The sequence below is a fragment of the Haladaptatus sp. R4 genome, assembly GCF_001625445.1.
GTDB lineage: Archaea > Halobacteriota > Halobacteria > Halobacteriales > Haladaptataceae > Haladaptatus.
In genome coordinates this window covers 401,963-422,143 of the sequence record NZ_LWHG01000011.1, presented here as the reverse complement: position 1 = coordinate 422,143, position 20,181 = coordinate 401,963, and the positions used below count along the sequence as shown (strand labels likewise).

The 20,181-nt window shown below is 60.4% G+C and carries 16 protein-coding genes and 4 pseudogenes; 7 read left to right on the top strand and 13 right to left on the bottom strand.

Annotation, left to right across the window (positions count from 1 at the left end):
* Positions 1-308: 308 nt before the first annotated feature.
* From A4G99_RS05790 to A4G99_RS05765, 6 genes and pseudogenes are all read right to left on the bottom strand, one after another.
* Complete coding sequence (locus A4G99_RS05790) at positions 309-752, bottom strand: universal stress protein (RefSeq protein WP_066140605.1); 444 nt, start codon at positions 750-752, stop codon at positions 309-311.
* Between the two features lie 97 nt (positions 753-849).
* A pseudogene (locus tag A4G99_RS05785) lies at positions 850-2,120 on the bottom strand (inorganic phosphate transporter).
* 69 nt (positions 2,121-2,189) lie between these two features.
* Positions 2,190-4,388 carry a PQQ-binding-like beta-propeller repeat protein gene (locus A4G99_RS05780; protein WP_066140602.1) on the bottom strand — a complete coding sequence of 733 codons (2,199 nt, stop codon included), beginning with the start codon at positions 4,386-4,388 and terminating at the stop codon, positions 2,190-2,192.
* 54 nt (positions 4,389-4,442) lie between these two features.
* A complete protein-coding gene (locus A4G99_RS05775; protein WP_066140599.1) occupies positions 4,443-5,453 on the bottom strand; it encodes a phosphate ABC transporter permease in 1,011 nt (336 codons plus the stop codon).
* A gap of 1 nt (position 5,454) precedes the next feature.
* Positions 5,455-6,207, bottom strand: coding sequence for a phosphonate ABC transporter ATP-binding protein (gene phnC, locus A4G99_RS05770; protein ID WP_066140596.1), 753 nt, complete (start codon positions 6,205-6,207; stop codon positions 5,455-5,457).
* 72 nt (positions 6,208-6,279) lie between these two features.
* The gene (locus A4G99_RS05765; protein WP_066140592.1) at positions 6,280-7,218 is read right to left on the bottom strand and encodes a phosphate/phosphite/phosphonate ABC transporter substrate-binding protein; all 939 of its coding nucleotides are present in this window, start codon (positions 7,216-7,218) and stop codon (positions 6,280-6,282) included.
* 147 nt (positions 7,219-7,365) lie between these two features.
* On the opposite strand from A4G99_RS05765, the pseudogene hisH reads away from it, so the two are divergent.
* A pseudogene (gene hisH, locus A4G99_RS05760) lies at positions 7,366-8,024 on the top strand (imidazole glycerol phosphate synthase subunit HisH).
* A 10-nt stretch (positions 8,025-8,034) separates the two neighbouring features.
* On the opposite strand, the gene A4G99_RS05755 reads toward hisH, so the two are convergent.
* Entirely contained in the window at positions 8,035-8,379 is a 345-nt protein-coding gene (locus A4G99_RS05755; protein ID WP_066142359.1) for a hypothetical protein, read from the bottom strand.
* Between the two features lie 293 nt (positions 8,380-8,672).
* On the opposite strand from A4G99_RS05755, the gene A4G99_RS05750 reads away from it, so the two are divergent.
* Genes A4G99_RS05750 through A4G99_RS05740 form a run of 3 tightly spaced genes read left to right on the top strand, consistent with a single transcriptional unit; the run spans position 8,673 to position 11,907 of the window.
* Positions 8,673-9,779 carry a tRNA (guanine(26)-N(2))-dimethyltransferase gene (locus tag A4G99_RS05750; protein WP_066140587.1) on the top strand — a complete coding sequence of 369 codons (1,107 nt, stop codon included), beginning with the start codon at positions 8,673-8,675 and terminating at the stop codon, positions 9,777-9,779.
* Positions 9,780-9,832: 53 nt separating this feature from the next.
* Positions 9,833-11,059, top strand: coding sequence for a YihY/virulence factor BrkB family protein (locus A4G99_RS05745; protein WP_223301735.1), 1,227 nt, complete (start codon positions 9,833-9,835; stop codon positions 11,057-11,059).
* A gap of 23 nt (positions 11,060-11,082) precedes the next feature.
* On the top strand, positions 11,083-11,907 hold the full coding sequence (locus A4G99_RS05740; RefSeq protein ID WP_223301734.1) for a phosphatase PAP2 family protein: 825 nt from the start codon (positions 11,083-11,085) through the stop codon (positions 11,905-11,907).
* On the opposite strand, the pseudogene glnA reads toward A4G99_RS05740, so the two are convergent.
* A pseudogene (gene glnA / locus A4G99_RS05735) lies at positions 11,904-13,273 on the bottom strand (type I glutamate--ammonia ligase). The gene A4G99_RS05740 and the pseudogene glnA sit on opposite strands and share 4 nt — an antisense overlap.
* Positions 13,274-13,397: 124 nt before the next feature.
* On the opposite strand from glnA, the gene lrp reads away from it, so the two are divergent.
* The 3 genes from lrp to A4G99_RS05720 all read left to right on the top strand — a co-directional run bounded on the left by lrp (position 13,398) and on the right by A4G99_RS05720 (position 15,072).
* Entirely contained in the window at positions 13,398-13,856 is a 459-nt protein-coding gene (gene lrp / locus A4G99_RS05730; RefSeq protein WP_066140578.1) for an HTH-type transcriptional regulator Lrp, read from the top strand.
* 42 nt (positions 13,857-13,898) lie between these two features.
* Complete coding sequence (locus A4G99_RS05725; protein ID WP_066140575.1) at positions 13,899-14,558, top strand: helix-turn-helix domain-containing protein; 660 nt, start codon at positions 13,899-13,901, stop codon at positions 14,556-14,558.
* Between the two features lie 184 nt (positions 14,559-14,742).
* Positions 14,743-15,072 (top strand): helix-turn-helix transcriptional regulator, encoded by a 330-nt coding sequence (locus A4G99_RS05720; protein WP_066140572.1) that lies wholly within the window; start codon positions 14,743-14,745, stop codon positions 15,070-15,072.
* A 308-nt stretch (positions 15,073-15,380) separates the two neighbouring features.
* On the opposite strand, the pseudogene thsA reads toward A4G99_RS05720, so the two are convergent.
* From thsA to A4G99_RS05695, 5 genes and pseudogenes are all read right to left on the bottom strand, one after another.
* A pseudogene (gene thsA / locus A4G99_RS05715) lies at positions 15,381-17,055 on the bottom strand (thermosome subunit alpha).
* 140 nt (positions 17,056-17,195) lie between these two features.
* Positions 17,196-17,744: a pre-rRNA-processing protein PNO1 gene (locus A4G99_RS05710; protein WP_066140570.1), complete on the bottom strand. Its 549-nt coding sequence runs from the start codon at positions 17,742-17,744 to the stop codon at positions 17,196-17,198.
* 265 nt (positions 17,745-18,009) lie between these two features.
* Complete coding sequence (locus tag A4G99_RS05705; RefSeq protein WP_066140567.1) at positions 18,010-18,516, bottom strand: GNAT family N-acetyltransferase; 507 nt, start codon at positions 18,514-18,516, stop codon at positions 18,010-18,012.
* 25 nt (positions 18,517-18,541) lie between these two features.
* A complete protein-coding gene (gene rio1 / locus A4G99_RS05700; RefSeq protein WP_066140564.1) occupies positions 18,542-19,405 on the bottom strand; it encodes a serine/threonine-protein kinase Rio1 in 864 nt (287 codons plus the stop codon).
* 46 nt (positions 19,406-19,451) lie between these two features.
* Positions 19,452-20,111 (bottom strand): nitroreductase family protein, encoded by a 660-nt coding sequence (locus A4G99_RS05695; RefSeq protein ID WP_066140561.1) that lies wholly within the window; start codon positions 20,109-20,111, stop codon positions 19,452-19,454.
* Positions 20,112-20,181: the final 70 nt, after the last annotated feature.

The following is a 20,181-nucleotide window of genomic DNA, read 5'->3' as shown; positions in this document are numbered from 1 at the left end:
AACCGAAATCGGGACAAAAATTTCGTCCGAGTAAATAGATATATGTCTATTAAGTAAACGTATGAGGATCGTTACACGCCATCGATGGGATATGATAGCAAGTCAAGCGGGCGTGAAAATGGTGAGTCAGTGGGCTTCGGAAGTACCGTCGTCGGCGTGGCGTTCGGTTCGATCAGTGGAGACGTGACGGGTGAGCGCGTCGTTTGCGGCCATCGCTGGTGGAGTCGAGGAGGGCAGGACGTGGAAGCGACGGAGTCCGACCCGGCGTCGTCACTCCCGCTCTTTTCGTCACCGAAACCCAAACGACCTCAGCGAACGACCGTCACCATCATCGGCGCACGGCGCATCACCCTGTCGGCGACGGACCCGAGGAGGATGTGCGAGATGTCGTCCCGTCCGTGGGTTCCGATGACGATGTGGTCGATATCGTTCTCGCGCGCGTAGGTAAGAATTTGACGGGCGGGCTGTCCCATCTTGACGACGCTTTCGATCGGAACGTCGTCCGCTTTTTCCCGTAGTCCGTCGTGGAGTTCGTGGGCGCTGTCCCACTCCTTCTGATACCATTCCTGTGAGTAAGCGGGCATCCCGGCTTTGCCGAGCGGTGACTGGTATCCCGGTGACAACGGATCGATGTCGAACGGATTGACGACGGTGATAAGGGTGAGTTCCGCGTCAGGTATTTCGAGTGCGTACTCGAACGCTTCTATCGATTTGGGCGAACCATCGAGCGGAACGAGAACGTGTTCGCTCATGGAACACGAGACGACAGAAGGGAGGTAAAACGATTTTCTCTGTCCCAATCAGGAACCGCGTAAAAACGAACCCATCGGTCGCACAGAACAAAACCCATCAGGTGTGCAGGATGAACTCGAAGATGAGGAACGACCCGACTGCCGAAAGCGTCGGCGAGAGAACCCAGAGAAGGACGATACGACTCGTCGCCGCCGGGTCGAACAAGTTCTCCGCGGCCAGTTCCTCGACGCTCTCCTCACCGATGGGCGCGACCTGGCCGGGTTCGCCGCCGTCCCGCGCCGCGGGCGGTTCGGGTGTTTCCCCCTCCGCCATCTCGCCGATCGTCGGACCGGGCGGCACCTCGGTTTCGCTCGTCTCGGCGATCAGTGCACCCGATGAAAGCTCGGCGACGGGCGTTTGTTCCCCCTGTATCGCGGCATCCGCGACCTCGGCGACCGTCACCGCTCTGCTCGCTCGTCCCCATCCGAGGCCGATGATACACGAGGTGGTGCTGACCGCGAGGCTCGCCGGAATGCCGAGCCGTGAAAGGATCGTGATGATGGTCGCACCGATGAGCGAGACGATGAGCGCCGCCAGGATCGGTAGATCCGTGATCCCGTCGCTGATGGTGTCGAGCGTCCGCCGAGCGATGGTAAAGCCACCGAGACCGATCGCACCGATAGCCAGCAGGATTCCCTGACTCGCCGTGATCGATCCGTTCCCGATGAGCGGTGCGACGGCGTTCGCCGCGTTCGACGCACCCGCACTGAACCCCATGTAGCAGGCGATGATGAGCACCGAGGCCGCACCGCCAGCCTCGCGCCCACCGACGCCACTGCCCAGTTCGGGTCGCGGAATCGACCCCGAGCGGTCGAACGTAATCAGCCCACCCTCGATTCGCGAGAACGAGAAGTGGGCGTCGAGATACGGATAGAGATAGCGGCCGACGATCAACCCGATGAGAAACGCCGAGAGCGGTGCGACGATCCAGGCCGAAACGATGGTGAACATCAGCGATTCGTTGAGCGAGTTCGTCGCCAACCCCAACCCGACGTGCCGCCGACGGCCGTCATCGACGTCGACGCAGGGACGCCGAACAGGTTCGAGATGAGCAGCGCAAACCCGGCGAAAAAGAGGACGACGATGCTCGTCCCCAGCGTGAACTGACTGGCCGGGACGATACCGTTGCTCATCGTCTCGATCACGTTCCTCCCGACCGTCCAACCACCCCAGAGCGCAAAGCCCGTGAAGAGTGCCGCCGCTCCGACCTTCCCGATGATTCTACTTCCGACCGCGGGACCGAACGCGACCCCGGTCGAGGAACCGCCGATGTTGTAGCCGACGAACACGGCGACGAACAATCCAACTAACAGTAGTACACTAACCACGCTGTTCCCCCAATCGTACAACGGGAGCGAGGACTATCCCTTTTTGCCCGTCCGAATCAGCGTCCGATCTCACGCACGAAATGCCGCCCAGCGGAGCATGTCGTCGAACGCCACGACCGACTCGTACCTGTCCGCGGGGTCCTCGGCCATCGCTTTCGAAATGATTTCGTACAGGTCCTCCGAGATGGGGTCGTCACGAAGCAACTCGAACTCCTGTGGACCCGCCTGTGCTAGTATGACTTCCCTGTGTTCCGGGTCGAGGGCACGAAGTGATCCTTCGTCCGGGCTTTTTCCGGTCAGAACGAACGCCGCAATCGCGCCGAGACGGTACACGTCGGTTCGTTCGTCCGCTTCCGTTCCCGCGACCTGCTCCGGCGCATCGTACGGCGACGGGTCGGCCGAGTCGCGGAACTCGGCGAGGGCAGAGCCGAGTTCCCAGTCGGCGACGAACGCGTCGTCGCCGTCCGAGAAAACCGATGCCGGTGTCATGCCTCCGTGAATCATGCCGTCGGCATGGGCGTCGTGAACGACCGCACCCGCGGCCGAGAGCGCGTCGAGTCGCTCCGGGAACGGCCGGTCTGAATCCGCGAGCGAACCGTCCTCGTAGTACGGCAGTTCGATGCTGTCGCCGTCGATTTCGAGCACCGGCACGACGCCGGGACGGTCGTTCAGTTCCGCCCACCGTTCGACCGCCGAGCGGAACGTTCCGGCGACCCGTGGTTCGGTCAGTTGCCGTTCGGCGACGAGTTTCGGCCCGTCGTCGGTCCGTTTTCTCACCCGATACGTCTCGGTGAACTCGTCCGCCGAAAGCCGTTCGAGGCGGCCGTACTCCAGTTCCGGTTCCGGTTCCGCGGGCGATTCGACGGCGGCCGCCGTCGAATCGTCGTCGCCGTTGAATCGTCGGTAGGCCACGAACGCGGCCGTTCCGACGAGGATTCCGGACAATCCCAACCCGGGAGCGGACGTGAGGAACTCGCTCGTCCCGTCGACGGCCGTATCGAGCAGCGAATGATGGCGCTCGAAGGTGTAAAGACCGTCGTACGTCCCGAAAAAGACGTTGTCGTACGTGACGAGCATGTGGATGCCCCTCTTCGCTGCAGAAAACGACCACTTCAGGGAGCCATCTTCGGCGGAGAGGACGTAGAGCGTTTGCCCGATCATCGAGTATACCTCCCCGTCGCTGACCTCGGAAACGGTGGAATAGTAGTCGGTCTGCGTCTCCGTCTCGAAGGTCCACGCCTTCGTCCCGTCCGTGTTTACCGCGGAGAACGTTCCATCTCCACTGACACCCAAAACCATTCCATCGGCGACGACGGGTTCGTTAGTGATAGAGTGGACATCGTCGTACTGCCACTCCACCGACCCGTTCTCCGGATCGATGGCTCGTAGCGTCTCACCCCACAGGTAGACCCGTCCGTCCTCGACGGTCGCGGTACCGCTGCCCTGCACCGACCACAGTTCGTCCCCGTTCTTGCGGTCGAGAGCGACGAACGAGTCACGTCTGCGACAGAATATCCCCTCTTCGGTGACGGAGGACAAACTGGTGTTCGAACTCTGCAGTTTCCATCGTTCGGACCCGTCCTCGGCCGAAAGCGCGTAGAGGCCGCTTTTCACTCGGAAGTACACGGTGCCGTCGAGGAGGAAAATCTGGGAGGCATAATCCCCCGTCACTTCGTAGGTCCACGCCTGCTTCCCGGACTCCGCATCGAGCGCGACGAATCGCGCGTCCTGCTCCGCGAACAGATACACGTGACTGTCATCGACCTTCACCACGGAGGACGCGGCGGACACCGAATTGTGCCACTGTTCGTCCCCCGTCCGTAGGTCGAGCGCCACGAACCGCCGGGATGACCCGTCACCCTGTTCGAGTTGCGCCGAAAGATAGACCGTCCCATCCTCGACGACGGGAAGCGTCACCGGAAAAAAGTCGTCGTTGGACCATTTCACGGAACCGTCGTCCGTATTCAACGCCTGAAGCGAATAGCGTGATTGTCCGCGATTCTCGCCCGAGTAGGCGCTGAGAACGATGAGTAGTCCGTCTTCCACGACGATGGGATAGGCGAATCGAACCGTCTCTTCGTCGTCGGAAGACGAGTCGTCCGGATTCTCGGGAAACGTCCAGTCGGGTTTCGGTGCGTCCTTCGAGGACGTGGTGGTGCCTATCGTGGTCGTCGTCGTTTGAGCATCGCCGAGACCGACGGCCGTCCCGAGCGTTCCGGCGGTCGCCAAAAATCCGCGTCTGGAGAGGGAGGAGGGCGAGGGATTCATACACGAACCCAGTCGACGGAGTTATTTATAGTTGGAGATTTGGAACGAGTGGCGTTAATTTTTGTTGCCGGAACCGAGCCAACGACTCGTATCTCCGAGTCCTCGTATCGTCTCGAAGAATCCCGAGCGTTCGTGTTCGCCCGGGCGGAGGCGGGCACGAATGCGCGAGGAGAGGAGTTCGACGGTCACGACGATGACGACGACCGTAACGAGTCCCGCCGCTGCACGGGCGTACGAGGCGGAACTCACGGTCTGCAGGCGGAGGTTGATGTACATCCCCAACCCACCGGCACCGACAACGCCGAGGCTGACGGCGATTCGGGTGTTGATTTCGAGGACGTAGAGCGTCCACGCGATGAACGAGTTCGACACCTGACTGAGCATGCCGAAGATGACTACCTGCGGGCGCTTTGCGCCGGTCGAGCGAATCGCTTCTATCGGGCCGTTATCGATCTCTTCGAGTTCGTCGGTGAACAGTCGTCCGAGATTGCCGATGGTATCGGTTGCGATGGCGAGCACCGCACCGTACGGATTGATGCCCGTCAGCGGGATGTAGATGAGCACCCAAACCAACGCCGGAACCGCGCGGATGGTACTCATCGCCCCGCGGAAGATGAAGTTGAACGGGAACGGGGTCACGCGTTCGGAACCGAGGATACCGAAGACGAGCGCGAGCGGAAACCCGATCACGGTACCACAGAAGCCGACGAGAATCGTCACGAACGCCGCCGAAACCAGTACGGAGCCGCTCGAAACGGACGCGTCGGCGATGGTGCTGACGAAATACTGTGGATGTGTGAAACTGACCCAGATCGCACGAAGGCCGCCGATATCGTGCTGGTGAGTATAGCTCGTGAAATCGACGAAGTTGGGCTTGAGGAACGCACCGATAAAGTTGATCCACGTTCCGAACTGGCGGACGAGGTCCGCCAGCAGGAAGCCGAGATAGGTCATCCCCAGTCCGGTTATCAGAAGGACCGCGAGGATTCCCAAGCCGCCGGATATTCGCCGGATGCGCTGTTCGTGTTCGATTCGCTGTTTGATTTCGGTGATGTCCGTAGCCATGTTATGCGATGTTGTTGATGGCCGAATCCTCCGGTGATTCGCCGTAATAGATCCGGTCGACGTCTTCCATCGTCAGGTCGTCTTTACCGCCGTCGAACACCACGTTCCCGTCCCTGAGCCCGATGAACCGTTCGCCGAACTCGCGGGCGATGTTGACCTGGTGGAGGCTCACGATGGACGTGAGATTCCGTTCCTCCGCCGCACGCTTCATGTAGTGCATTACGTCTTGGGCGGCTTTCGGGTCGAGACTCGCGACCGGTTCGTCGGCGAGAAGGAGCTGCGGGTCCTGGGTGAGTGCGCGAGCGATGCCGACGCGCTGTTGTTGGCCACCGCTCATGCTGTCCGCTCGTTGGTTCGCTTCTTCGAGCAACCCGACGGTTTCGAGCGACCGCAACGCCATTTCCTTGTCCTCCTCGTCGTACCGTGTGAAGACGCTATCGACCGTGTCGGTCCGGTTGAGCGCCCCGGTGAGCGCGTTTCGGTACGCGCTCATGCTTTCGACGAGGTAGTGCATCTGGAACACCATCGCCACGTCGCTACGGGTACCCGAAACCCGGTCGTCTCCGATCCGAATCTCTCCCTCCGTCGGCCGTTCGAGACCGTTCAGGAGACGAAGCAACGTCGATTTCCCCGCCCCGGACGGACCGAGAAGGATGACGAACTCCCCGTCGGGAATCTCGAACGAAACGTCGTCGAGCGCCACCGTCTCGCCACCGTAAACCTTGGTGATGTCCGATACCGTCAATGATGCCATGTGATTATTTGAACGAAGTCCTGAAATCTAATAGTTTATTATTTACTGTCGTTGATCCATTCTTCGACAGGGTTAGTTCTTGAAGATGTCCTCGCCGTAACCGAGTTTGTTGGCCACCTTGACGACGGGTTGGTACGTCGAGGCGTCGGCTTTCTTCACGCCATCGAACCAAATGTCGTCGTCAGTGTCCTGCTTGCCGTCCGCTCCATAGTACATCTTGTCCGGCGCTTCGGTGAAGGCCTTCGTGATCTTCTCCTTCTCGTCGTCCGCGAGTTTCGGGGAAACCATGATCGGCGCACGCGGGATTTCGGAGCGAATATCGAGTTCCTTGACGCCCTTGACGTAATCGTTCGTGTCGTAGTCCCAGACGATGAATCGACCGACACCGGCGGCGTCGGCTTGACCGCTTTTCAGCGCGTTGTACGCTTTGTCGTGGGTGGACCACTTTGGGGTGAAGTCAGCACCCTTCGGGTCGCCCGGCGACTCCGGAATCGAGAGGCCCGCCTGTTTCAGCATGTACAGCGGGTAGAGTGACCCACTGGCGCTCAGGGGGTCGGCGAACGCGATGGTCTTCCCCTTCAGTTCCTTCAGCGACGAGATGTCCGAATCCTCGCGCGTGATGATCACGCTGTAGTACGTCCACGTTCCGTATGCGTGGCGCTGAAGGATGATGTCCGCACGGTCGTTTTTGACGCCGAGTGCGGCCGCGAAGGGACCGCTTTCCGCGATGTCCGCCGTTCCGCTGTCGAGTGCGGTAAGCGTCGCGCTGTAGTCGCTCGCGTACTTCATGTTCACGGTGTCAATAGCGTCGATGTAGTTGTTCAGACGCTTTTTGATGGGCGTGTACTGTGCCATCATCTGTTCCTGCGGCTCGGTCGGAGACATCAAGAACTTGATTTTGCCGTCCTTGTAGGCTTGCTTTCCGAAGGTTCCGATACACCCGGCCATGCCCGAAAGGCCGACGAGTCCCGCCCCGCTCGCGGATTTGATGAACGTGCGTCGATTTACCATCTGAATACATGTTATTCGTTCTGTACTTGTAGGTTAAATCTTCCTATTCAAACCATTTGGCCCAACAATGTGATACATAGTCACGATTAGAGGTCAAATTTCGCGCAAACGCGAAACCGTTTGTAGATCGAGTTGGTAGATGACGGTATGGAAGCCAGTACGCACGCAAAACAGCGTACCGCATCCGTCGTCGTGGTCGATTACGGGCTCGGAAACCTCCGGAGCGCCGTCAGCGGCCTCGAACGTGCGGGAGCGGACGTCGAAATCACCGAGACCCGGCCACGTTCGGGACGGCGGACGGCATCGTCCTGCCGGGCGTCGGCGCGTTCCGCGAAGGGATGGAGAACGCCGGACCGTACCGGGAGGCGCTCGCCGACGCCGCGAACGACGGAACGCCGGTGTTCGGCATCTGTCTCGGGATGCAGATGCTGCTGACGACGAGCGAGGAAGCCGAACACGCCGGGGAAGGCGAAGTCACCGGACTGGACCTGATCCCGGGAACGAACGTTCGATTCACCGGGGAACAGAAGGTGCCGCACATGGGCTGGAACGAACTCTCCGTCGAACGGGACCACCCGCTAGTCGAGGGCGTCGACGGCGAGCACGCCTACTTCGTGCACTCCTACTACGCCGTCCCCGAAGACGACGACGCGATAGTGGCGACGACCGACTACGGGACGGACTTCCCGAGCGTCATCGCCGACGAATCGGGAACCGTCTTCGGCACGCAGTTCCACCCGGAAAAGAGCGGCGAGACCGGCCTGAAAATCCTCCAAAACTTCGTAGATATCTGCCAGCAGTCCTGAACTGCATACGCTACAGGAACTCGCGCACGTCGGAGTACCACATGTCGTGGTGATCCATCGCGTCGATCCGACGCGCTATTTTGGCGGCGAGGACGTGCCAGCACAGGTCTGTCGGGTCGTCCGGATCCAGATTGTACTCGCTATCGCGGCAGGTACACCCCTCCTCCACGATGTACTCGTCCTCGAACCCGACGACCACGACGAAGTCTCGATACTCCTTGACCCGCCGCTCGGACACCGCCTCGATGGCCTGTCGTCCCCTGTCGTCGTGAACCGAGAGGATTCGACTGACGACATCCGGCGTGAGCGTCCCCACCTCCGCCAGTTCGGATTCCCACGCCTCGACGCTGTTCACAGTATCAACTCCGCGAGCATCAGTGAACGGTCGATGGCGGTGGAAACCGAACGCACGGACCATCGGTTCGGAGGGGCGAAATAAACCGGTTCCGATAGCGACGACGAAAAGCGGCTTGTTAGCGTAGGATCGGCGGGCGGGGCAGTACTGGCCCGCTCGTCGTTCGGCCGTGTCTTTCGCCCAGTTTCTGCGATCCATCGGTTCACAGGACAGTTCCCGGAGGGTCATCTCCGACGTTCCCGTCGTCGCCCGTAACCCGCATTCCTTTTCGGGGCTGAACGCCGACTCGACGTATGAACGTCCGCGAAGGGAACGTCGAGGTGGAGGTCCCCGAACAGGAGGGGGACGCCATCATCGACGACGTGTTTTTCAACCCGGTACAGGAGTTGAACCGCGACCTCACGGTCGCGGTCCTGCGAACGTACGTCGACAGAGAACCGCGAGCAGAGTACTACCTCGATGCGATGGCGGCCACGGGGATTCGGGGCGTCCGCGCCGCCGAAAACGGCTGGAACGTGACGTGTGCCGACATCGACCCGGACGCCATCGAACTCTGTCGGGAGAACTTCGAGCGCAACGACCTGCCGGGCGAAGTGCTCCACAGGAACGCCAACGCGCTCATGCACGAGGAGGTGTTCGACGTGGTGGACATCGACCCGTTCGGGACGCCGATTCCGTTCGCCGACGCGGCGTTCGCCAACACGCGCGATCTGGTCTGTGTCACGGCGACGGACACCGCACCGCTCTGTGGCGCGCACTTCCACAGCGGGGTTCGAAAGTACGGCGCGACCCCGCGCAACACGGACTACCACGCCGAGATGGGCGTCAGGATTCTCCTCTCCGCGCTGGCCCGCACCGCCGCCCGGTACGACAAGGGCGTCACGCCGCTGCTCACCCACGCGACGAGCCACTACGTCCGAACCTACCTCGAACTGGACGAGGGCGCGACGACCGCGAACGGTGCCATCGACGAACTCGGCCACCTCTATCACTGCGAGGACTGTCTTCACCGCGAGCACGAGTACGGCCTCATCGCGAACCCGCCCGAAACCTGCCCGGCGTGTGAGAGCAACCGCTTGCTGACCGCGGGTCCCGTTTGGCTCGGACCGACCCACGACGCCGACTTCGTGGACGCGGTCGCCGAGAACGTCACCGAGGAGATGGGTACCGCGAAGAAGGCGAACAAACTCCTAACCCAACTCTCGGGCGAACTCCACCGACCGACCCACTACGACCAACACCGACTCTGTAAGGAGTGGACGCGCTCGGCCTCTGGCATGGACGAGTTCCTGGAGCGCCTTCGGGACGCGGGCTACGAAGCCTCCCGCACCCACTACGGCGGGACGACGTTCAAGACGCCCGCGAACGTCGCCGAGATACGTGAAGCGACGCGACCGTAGCACGGATTCGATAGTGGCCAACGCTTTTGGTTGATTTCGCCGAAGTACACCCCGTGAATATCGGAACTACGGCACGGGAAACCGTCGGTTACGCGCGTGAACAGGAGATCACGTTTCTCGCGGCGGGAATCGCCTACTACGCCTTCGTCTCGATCCTTCCGGCGCTGTTGTTGGCGCTCGCCATCGCGTCGTTCGTCGGCGGGGACGCGTTCGCGAATCACGTCGTCGGCACGGTCCAGACCCTCCTCTCCCCGAAGGCACAGGACATCGTCCAGGATTCGCTCTCCAGCGCGTCGGGACGCGGAAGCGCGACGGTCGTCGGTTCTCTCGTCCTCGTTTGGAGTACCCTGCGGGTGTTTCGTGGATTGGACGAGGCGTTTTCACGGGTCTACGGCGTGAACGTCGCGGAACCGTTCACCGAGACGCTGACCGATGCTGGCCTCGTGTTGGCCGTCATCGCCGTGGGAGTCTCGGGCGTCGCGGTGGTCAACATCCTCCTTCCGTCCATGGCGTGGCTGCCGTTCGAGCGAACGCTCACGTCGATTGCCCTCCTGTTCGTTTTGGTTCCGGTGTTCTTACCCCTGTACTATTTCTTCCCCGACACCGACGTTACGGTCCGTGAGATACTTCCCGGAACGATATTTGCGACACTCGGCTGGACGGCGCTCCAAGCGGTGTTCAGCATTTACGTCGATTCAGCGGCGCAGTTCTCCGCATACGGCGTTCTCGGCGGCGCGTTGTTGTTGGTCACGTGGCTCTACCTCGGCGGCATCGTCCTCCTGTTCGGCGCGGTCATCAACGCGGTTCTCGCGGGACGGCATTTCAGGAAAACTAAAGGCGTGGCAGGCACCAGGGAAAGACAGCAGGAAGTCAAAGGAGAGGACATGACCGACGATACAGAGCAGTCCGCACCGGACATCCTCGACCTCCGAGACGACGTGGAACGTCTACAGTCGGAGTTCGAGGAGTTCGAACACGATGTCGATGAGCGCACAGTTCAGAAATCCAAGTTGGAGTCGGAACTGAAGGGATACGTCCGGAGGCGGATGCGCCGTGGGCACGCGCGCGGATGGGGTCCGTATCTCGTTCTCCTGTACGGGACGGCGATGACGCTCGGCGCGTTCTGGTGGCTCAAAAGTTGGTGGGCCATCCTCGCCATGTTCATCATCTGGCTCTCGACGCTCGGGCTATACACCCTGATGATGCTCGTCGGGTTCGGCGTGAACGCCGCGATGGTCCCCGGACGCGTCGGCGGTCGGATTCAGGACTGGCGCTCGTAATCATGTCCCGTGGTTTGGGAGTGGTGGAGTTCTTCCATCAAGTATTACCGCATTGGATACCGCAGGTGTTCGCCTACGTCACCCAACTCGGTAATGCGGGGCTGTTTTTCGTCCTCGGTGCGCTGCTCTACTGGACCAGCGACGACCGCGAGAAGTACGGATTCCTCCTCGCCGCGACGTTGGGGGCACTGTCGTTGACGCTCGCGCTGAAAGGATTTTTCGCGTTGGCACGGCCGCCCGAAACGTATCACGTCGTGAACGCGTCGGGATACGGCTTTCCGAGCGGTCACGCGCTCGGTTCGACCGTGTTTTGGGTCCTCCTCGCGCTGACGTTCGACCGCGGGAGCAGAGCGACACGGCTGGCGGTTGCGGGCGTCATCGTTGCGCTCATCTGTCTCACACGACTCGTTCTCGGCGTTCATTTCACCGTCGACGTGATCGCGGGCGTCGGAATCGGCCTCGTCTATCTCGCCGTCCTCATCGGTGGCTTCAAGCGACGGCCGAGACCGGCGTTCGCCCTCGCCGTCCTCTGGGCCTTCGCGGCGCTCTGTATCGTCGTCCTCATGCCACCCGTCACTGCCGCACTCGCGGAAACCGACCTGGTGGATGCCGTCACCGCACTCGGCGGGACCGTCGGGGCGTTGATCGCGTGGGAGTCGGTCGGACCACCGGACGGAACGGTGTCCCGTTCGACGGCCGTCGTGGGGCTTTTTTCCCTCGGTGTCCTCTCGTACATCGGACTCCAAGCATCGCTGCCGCTCGCCGCCATCTTCGCCATCAACGCGGTAGTACAGGGTGTAATCGTCGCGTATCCAAAAATAGTTGGACGGAGAGGGATTCGCGCTTAGAACTTCTCCAAGTACTTCTCTTTCTCCCAGTCGGAGACGAACACGCGGTAGTCGGCGTAGTCCGCACGCTTGGCCTCGATGAACTTCTCGGTGACGTGCTCGCCGAGTCCTTCGGTGACGACGTCGTCGGCTTCGAGCGCGTCGACCGCTTCGTCGAGCGAACCGGGGAGCGTCGTGATACCGTACTCCTCACGCTTCTCGTCGTCGAACTCGTAGATGTCCTCACGAACCGGTTCGCCGGGGTCGGCGTCGTTTTCGATACCTTCGAGACCGGCCGAGATGACGGCGCGAGCGCGAGGTAGGGGTTGCACGACGGGTCCGGACTCCGGATTTCGAAGCGCGAACTCGCGCCCGCGGCGTCGGGGACGCGGATGAGCGCCGAGCGGTTGGTGTCGCTCCACGCGACGTAGACGGGTGCTTCGTAGCCGGGAACGAGACGTTTGTAGGAGTTGACGGTCGGGTTCGTGACGGCGGTGAACGCCTCGGCGTGGTTCAGGATGCCGCCCATGAAATTGTAGGCCGTCTCGGAGAGGTTGAACTCGTCGTCGGGGTCGTCGAACGCGTTACCGTCCTCGTCGAAGAGGCTGATGTGGCTGTGCATACCCGAGCCGTTGATTTCGCTGATCGGCTTGGGCATGAACGTCGCGTGGATGTCGTTCTGTTCCGCGACGGCGCGGACGACGGCACGGAAGGTGGCGATGTTGTCCGCTGCAGCGAGTGCGTCCTCGTACTTGAAGTTGATCTCGTGCTGACCGTCGGCGACTTCGTGGTGGCTGGCCTCGATTTCGAAGCCCATCTCCTCCAGCGTGAAGATGATTTCTCGGCGGACGTCGCTCGCCATGTCCTTGGGTGCGAGGTCGAAGTAGCCGCCCGAGTCGTGCGGGACGGTGGTCGCGTTTCCGTCCTCGTCCTTGTCGAAGAGGAAGAATTCGGGCTCGGGACCGATGCTGACGGTATATCCCATCTCGTCCGCACGGTCGAGGACACGCTTCAAAACCTGGCGTGGACCGCCGTCGAACGGCGTTCCGTCGGTGTTGACGACATCACAGATGAGACGTGCACTTGCAGAGTCACCGTTGGAGCGCCACGGGAGGACGGCAAACGTGGATGGGTCGGGTTCGAGACGCATGTCGCTCTCCTGAATGCGAACGAATCCTTCGATGGACGACCCGTCGAACCAAATGCCCTCCTCGAACGCCTTTTCGACTTGGTGGGCCGGGATGCTGACGTTTTTCACCGTCCCAGTGATGTCGGTGAACTGGAGACGGACAAAATCGACGTTTTCGGTCTCGATTGCGTCGAGAACTTCCTGTTCTTCAGCGGATAACCCTGTATCCTTTTCGGTGGCAATATTTCCGTCTGTCATCTTTATAGACACCGTATGCAAATACATCCACCATTAAAACAGTATCGGTTAGTCAACTGTACGATTTAGACCTAGAATTGGATATTCGTTAAATTCTAATGGGTGGAGTGAGTTGGTTGGTGTAATGACGTACGAAAATCTGGATGCGAAGCTCGTAAACGAACTACTCGGCGACGGACGAGCGAGTCTCCGAAGCCTCGCGGAGGAACTGGACGTCTCGGTGACGACGATTTCGAATCACTTGACCCACTTGGAAGAACAGGGGGTCATTCAAGGGTACTCTCCGCTCGTCGATTACGACGAGTTGGGATACGACGTGACGGCAGTCGTCCAACTGAAAGTCGAGGGGAACGCCCTGCCGGAAGTGACCGAACGGTTGCAAGACCATGATCAGATGATAAGTGTGTACGAGGTTACCGGGGACTATGATATCATCGCCATCGGCAAATTTACCGACACGGACGGAATGAACGAACAGATCAAAAAGCTGCTCATCGACCCCGATATCAAAGAGAGTAACACGAGCGTCGTGCTCAACGCTGCGAGCGAGCACGAACAGTTCAAACTGGACGAGTCCCGGTAACCGACCAATACTACTTAGACCCCGGGGCGAGTTCCACCGGTCATGAGCGTCATCGCGGAGTTTACGATACGTGCTCCGGACCTCGTTCTTACCGAGACGCTCGAAGCAGTTCCGGAAATGACCGTCGAACTCGAACAGCAGATGGCGAGCACGGCCGGGTCCGCGCTCCTCATCGTTTGGGCAACCGGAGGGTGTTTCGACGCGTTCGACGATTCCCTTCGCACCGACCCGACGATCGAGTCGTACTCCATCGTCGAAGAGTTGGACGTTCGGAAACTCTATCGGCTTCGACTGGAACGGGAATCGATCCTTCCCGTCTATCCCACCTATCAGGAACTCGGTGCGGTTCCGATGGCGGGTCACGGCACGTCGGGAACGTGGACGCGACGGGTCCGGTTTCCGGAGCGATCCGCCCTGATCGAATTTCAACAGTTCTGCCGACGAGAGCACGTCGATTTTTCCCTCAAGCGATTGTACACGCCGGGCGACAACGAAACGGCGTTTCACCTCACCGAGCCACAGCGCGAAGCCCTCGTCGCCGCCTACGAATCCGGGTATTTCGAAGTTCCTCGCGACGCCACCCTTACGAACCTGAGTACCACGCTGGACATCAGCAAACAGTCCGTTTCGGAGCGTTTGCGACGGGCACAATCACGCCTCGTCGAGAACACCGTCCTCGGAGAAAAGGGTAAACCACGATAGAGCCGAGGAAAGTGCATTCATAATTATTTTAGTAAAAAAGAGATTCGCGGCAGGGTGAAAACACGTCATAAAAAGCCTGAAATATAAGGCCAAGGTTCAGATCGATTCGTGCGAATACATTCTAGTACATAGATATCCAGCGACGGGAGATACCAGTAACTACGAATTCCACGATATTCCACCGATGCCCTCACTAGACAACGTCGATAGGCCCGCACCGTCCGTCATCTTCTCCACACTGGCGAGTGCACGACGCCGAGTCGTGCTTCGAGAACTCATCAAGAATGGCCCATCGTTGACAGTAACAGCCCTCTCGGAGAATATTTCGGACGAGCACCCGGATACCGACTCCAGGCGTATTTTCGCCCAGTTACATCACAGCCATCTCCCCAAGCTCGAAGATTCGGGAATGGTCACAGTCGAGGACGATATCGTCACGCTCGGAAACTGTATCGAAGCTATCGAACCGTACCTGGTGCTGGCGGAACGATACGAATCGATGCGCGAAAAATAACGTTCGAAACGGGATTCGTTTCGATCGTCGAATGGGCAGTCGTCACTTCTATGGAGCGAGGTTCGGAACGAACCTCGGTTACATCGTCTCCGTCAGGCAGAGCCTGACGGACTATGAAAACCGGTCGTTGACCGATTTTCAATAGCCTCGACCGAGGGGGTCTCGGTCGTGCGATGAATTTCTCCTTTCGTCGAAATTGTCTCACGGGCACAGCCCGTTCGACAGTAGAGGTGTCTTCGAAACCTCTCTTACATAGCCTTGGCCGAGGTTCCCTCGGCCGTCGATGAAGTTTCTCCTTTCGTCGAAACTTACATCGCACCGCCCATACCGCCCATGCCGCCCATACCGCCCATGCCACCCATTCCGCCGGGGGCACCGCCGGGCGACCGCTTCGTCATCGTCGTCGCCGACTTTGCCGCCGGAGAGGTCACCGGCCGCGATGACGTCGTCGATGCGGAGGAGCATGACGGCCGCTTCCGTGGCGCTTTCGACCGCCTGCGTTTTCACGCGGAGCGGTTCGACGACGCCGTCCTCTTCCATGTCGACGATGTCGCCGGTGTATGCGTCGAGACCTGCGCTCTTCTGACCGCCGTCGTGTTTGCTACGGAGGTCCACGAGCGAGTCGATGGGGTCGAGACCCGCGTTCTCGGCGAGGGTGCGCGGGATGACTTCCAGCGTGTCAGCGAACGCTTCGACGGCCAACTGTTCGCGGCCGCCGACGCTGTCGGCGTAGTCACGCAGGGAGAGGGCGAGTTCCGTTTCCGGAGCGCCACCGCCGGGGAGCACTTTGCCGTCTTCGAGCGTGACGCGAACGACACCGAGGCTGTCCTCGATTGCGCGCTCGACTTCGTCGACGACGTGTTCCGTGCCGCCGCGGAGGATGAGACTGCAGGATTTCGCCTCTTCGACTTCCTCGACGAAGATGCGCTGGTCGCCGCCGACGTCCTTCTGGGCGACGCTTCCGGCGAATCCGAGGTCGTCCTCGGTGATGTCGTTGACGTTGTTGACGAGGGAGGCACCGGTCGCGCGGGCCAGCTTCTGCATGTCGCTCGATTTCGCACGGCGGACGGCGAGGATGCCTTCCTGTGCGAGGAAGTGCTGTGCCATGTCGTCGATACCGCCGTCGACGAAGACGACGTCGGCGGCCGACTCGACCAGCGAATCGACCATCTCACGCAGTTGGGATTCCTCTTGGTCGAGGAACTGCTGGAGTTGGTCGGGGTCGGTGACGTTGACTTCCGCGTCGATTTCCGTCTCGGCGATTTCGAGCGCACCGTCGACGAGGGCCACGTTTGCGTCCTCGGCGAAGTACGGCATGTTGTCGTGGACGCGCTCCTTGTCGATGATGACGCCGTCGACGAGTTCGGAGTTGTCGATGGTGCCACCGACGACCTTCTCGACTTTGATGTTGTCCGTGTCGACGCCGTCCTCGTCGGCGACGCTCTGCACGGCGCTAACGACGAGTTCGGCGAGGTGGTCTTTGGCGTTCTCCGCGCCTTTGCCGGTCATCGCCGTCGCGGCGATCTTTTCGAGATACTCGGTGTCGTCGGAATCGACTTCGATCGCGTTCTCTTCGAGGATTTCCTTCGCCTTCTCGGCGGCCTGACGGTACCCCTGTGCGAGGGTCGTGGCGTGGATGTCCTGTTCGAGCAGGTCCTCCGCCTTCTGGAGGAGTTCACCAGCGACGACGACGGCGCTGGTCGTCCCGTCGCCGACTTCGTCTTCCTGCGTCTGGGCGACTTCGACGATCATGTTCGCCGCCGGGTGCTCGATGTCCATCTCTTTGAGGATGGTTACACCGTCGTTCGTTACGACGACGTCGCCCGTCGAATCGACGAGCATCTTGTCCATCCCTTTCGGGCCGAGTGTGGTACGTGCGGCCTCTGCGACCGCTTTCCCGGCCGTGATGTTCATCGATTGTGCGTCCCGTCCGGAGGTTCGCTGACTGTCCTCGGAAAGAACGATAAGTGGCTGGTTGCCCATTGGTTGTGACATAGTCATCACATCCGTTGATTGCGATTCTATATAAATCTTTCCTTGGTGCTATGAGAACGAGGCACACGAGCCTCTCGACGGGGAGTGCCACGGAGTAACACGAATTGTTTATATGTGAAAAATCGGATTTAACCGCTGAACTGGTGGTATTCCATCCCTTGGCGCTTCATCTCGTTGCGTTTGCGTTCGAGGAAGGAGTACACCGAGCCGTGTGGCGCACCGTCGAGGAGCATCTCGACTGCGCTTCGAACGACTTCGACCTGCTGTGGTTGGCCGATGATGCCGAGCGTCGTTCCGTAAATGACGACGTTCGCACCCGATAGTTCCTCCAGCAATTGCCGTGTTCGACCGTTCTCGCCGATGAGACGGCCCTTCTGTCGTTGAAGGTCGTTCTTGTTCCGCGCTGCGGCTTCGATATCCACGAGATCGAACAGCATCAAGTCGTCGTCGAGCAACGCAAGCGCCTCCTCGGGCGAGAACCCTCGACCGATGGCCTTCACGATGTCAGGTGCTTTCAACCCCTGAAGCGGGTCGCCGGTCTGTTCGACGCGCACGGAACCGTCGTCCGAGTCGATATCGAGACGCACCTCTGCACGGCTTTCGATTTCTCGCATCGTCTCACCACCTTGGCCGATGAGAACACCAATCCTGTCCTGCGGAATCGTCACGTGCTTCATGGAAAATTCTATCACTTGAGACGGTTTAAGCCCTTCCCCACGACCTTTTGACTGCCACCTTTTACGACGGTCGAGAGCCAGCGGGTGCGTGCCATAGCGCGCACCCGCTGGCAGTCTCCCTGTAACAGCTGGAGCAAAAGCGCTCCTCCCTCATTTCGCTGCGCTCCATTCGGTCGTCGGCCCGGAAAATCTGCGATTTTCCGGAGAAAACGCTAGTGACTGGTGGCTGAGTAGCTTGCTGATTTCTAGCGGTTGTGTCACCGGCCTATTTCGGGCGGTTGATCGACTTCCGATACACGTACTCCGGGGCGCTTCCCGCTTCGAGTTCTGAGATTTGCTCGCCGACGCGCTCGAAGCCGTTCGATTCGTAGAATCCAATCGCGGCGCCGTTTTCGGCGAAGACGGTCAGTTCGAGTGCCGTTGCGCCACGGGATTCGAGTTCGGTCGTGGCGGCGTCGAGCAGTCGCGTTCCGACACCGCCGCTCCAGCAATCGGGCGACACGTACAACGTCGAGAGAGTAGCGATTGGTGTGTCGGCAACCGCTTTCGAATAGCCGACGACGGTTTCGTCGTGCGTCGCGACGAAGTACGGACGAGTCTCGTCCCTGATGGCGGCTTCGACCGCATCCGACGTGTACCACGTCGAGAGTTCAGCTTCGATGACGGTCTCCGAGAGAAAATCGGCGTAGGCTTCTTGCCAACCGCGTCTCGCCACACGGCGAATGTGGGGAACATCGGAGCGGCGCGCGTGGCGAATCTCGATGTCGCTCATACCCTAGCTGTCAACTAATGAGAGATCAGCGTTCCGTCTCGGCATTCTCCCGAATCCACTCTTCGAGTTCGTCGCCCTGAATCTCCAGCCCCTGTCGGCGGAAGAACGAGGCGATGTTCACACAATCGCGCGTGAGGAATTCGCCGCTGTTCGGATGGTGGAAGGTGACGGCCTGTCCCACGTCGATGATGCAGAGTTCGCCGTTGCTGACGAGGATGTTGTACTCCGAGAGGTCGCCGTGGACGAGGCCCGCGTCGAACAACCGCCGCATGTACTCCCGAACGACTTCGAACGCGGTTTGGGGATTTTCGAGGTGGGCGTCGGCGAGCGTGGGCGCACGCTTGCCGTCGTTGCCCATGAACTCCATCACGAGTACGTTCCGCTGGACGGCGACCGGTTCCGGAACCCGAATCCCGGCTTTACGGGCGCGTTCGAGGTTGGCGAATTCCTTGCGAACCCACGCGACGACGACTCGCCGTTTGTTCCCGCCGAGTTCCTCGAATCGGGGGTCTCCGACGAGATACTCCCGCATGTCGCGGAAGTCGCTGGCGTTGATGCGGTAGATTTTGACGGCGACTTCTTCCTCTCCGTCGCCGCCGAGTGCGGAGTAAACCGTCGCCTCCTTTCCGGACGAAATCGGCCCGCCGAAGGCTTGAACGTAGCCGTCCTGAACGAGTTTGTACAGCGCGGCCAGTGTCGCGTCGTCGAACACCGACTGTTCGACTTTGAACTGGTCGGAATCCTTGACCCGTTTTCTGAACTGGTTGAACTCCCGGTCACGACGGCGCGCGATGCGGTCCGCTTCGGTGTCGGAAACGTCGATTTCCTCCCACTCGTCGCCGGGGGCGTCAGCGTTGTCAGGGTCGAGTAATCCGTACTCCTCGTTCATCTACACCGGACTATGTGGAGGAACCGTAAAAGGATGGCCTGTTCGGTTAGTACGTTTCGCGGTGGAGAATTTCGTCGACCGAACGGCGGGGGAGACGTTCGGGTTCATCGCCGCCACTTGGACCGACAGCGAGCAACATCACCGGAATCTCGTCGTCCGGCAGGTCGAGGAACTCCGCGATGCGTTCCTGATCGAAACCGATCATCGGCGTGGCCGTCAGCCCGCGTGCGTGCGCGGAGAGCATGAGGTTCTGGGCGGCGAGGCTCGCGTTCCGAATCGCGTAGTCACGGCCCATCGCGTCGCCCTCGTACATCTCCGCCGTCTGCGCTTTCGTCTGCTGTGCGGTTTCCTCGTCCATTCGACCCGCCTCGGCCCACTCCTCGAAGACGCGGTCGGCCGTCTTCGCGTTCGTGTGGCCGACGACGAGGATGGCCGTTCCGGCGTCGCGGATGTGTTCTTGCCCGTAGGCGATGTCCACGACTTCGTCGAGTCGTTCGTCGTCCTGAACGGCGACGAACTCCCACGGTTGGAGGTTGTACGACGACGGCGCAATCGCCGCATCCCGGATCAGTTCTTCGAGCGTCTCGTCGGAGATGTCCTCGTCCGGGTCGTAGTTGTGACCCGAGCGTCGGCTTCGAATCCCTTCGATGAGTTCCGGGAACTCCGCATCGTGTGCAACGTCTTGGACAGTGATCTGTTCGGACATAGAGGGACGGAGGAACCACGTATTTAACCGAACAGCGGAAACGGCCGCGCTTTCCGGTTGCAGTATGATA

Coding starts and splice junctions, on each gene's coding strand:
- A4G99_RS05790 (WP_066140605.1), bottom strand. CDS start 752: ATGAGCGAACACGTTCTCGTTCCGCTCGATGGTTCGCCCAAATCGATA.
- A4G99_RS05780 (WP_066140602.1), bottom strand. CDS start 4,388: ATGAATCCCTCGCCCTCCTCCCTCTCCAGACGCGGATTTTTGGCGACC.
- A4G99_RS05775 (WP_066140599.1), bottom strand. CDS start 5,453: ATGGCTACGGACATCACCGAAATCAAACAGCGAATCGAACACGAACAG.
- phnC (WP_066140596.1), bottom strand. CDS start 6,207: ATGGCATCATTGACGGTATCGGACATCACCAAGGTTTACGGTGGCGAG.
- A4G99_RS05765 (WP_066140592.1), bottom strand. CDS start 7,218: ATGGTAAATCGACGCACGTTCATCAAATCCGCGAGCGGGGCGGGACTC.
- A4G99_RS05750 (WP_066140587.1), top strand. CDS start 8,673: ATGAACGTCCGCGAAGGGAACGTCGAGGTGGAGGTCCCCGAACAGGAG.
- lrp (WP_066140578.1), top strand. CDS start 13,398: ATGACGTACGAAAATCTGGATGCGAAGCTCGTAAACGAACTACTCGGC.
- A4G99_RS05725 (WP_066140575.1), top strand. CDS start 13,899: ATGAGCGTCATCGCGGAGTTTACGATACGTGCTCCGGACCTCGTTCTT.
- A4G99_RS05720 (WP_066140572.1), top strand. CDS start 14,743: ATGCCCTCACTAGACAACGTCGATAGGCCCGCACCGTCCGTCATCTTC.
- A4G99_RS05710 (WP_066140570.1), bottom strand. CDS start 17,744: ATGAAGCACGTGACGATTCCGCAGGACAGGATTGGTGTTCTCATCGGC.
- A4G99_RS05705 (WP_066140567.1), bottom strand. CDS start 18,516: ATGAGCGACATCGAGATTCGCCACGCGCGCCGCTCCGATGTTCCCCAC.
- rio1 (WP_066140564.1), bottom strand. CDS start 19,405: ATGAACGAGGAGTACGGATTACTCGACCCTGACAACGCTGACGCCCCC.
- A4G99_RS05695 (WP_066140561.1), bottom strand. CDS start 20,111: ATGTCCGAACAGATCACTGTCCAAGACGTTGCACACGATGCGGAGTTC.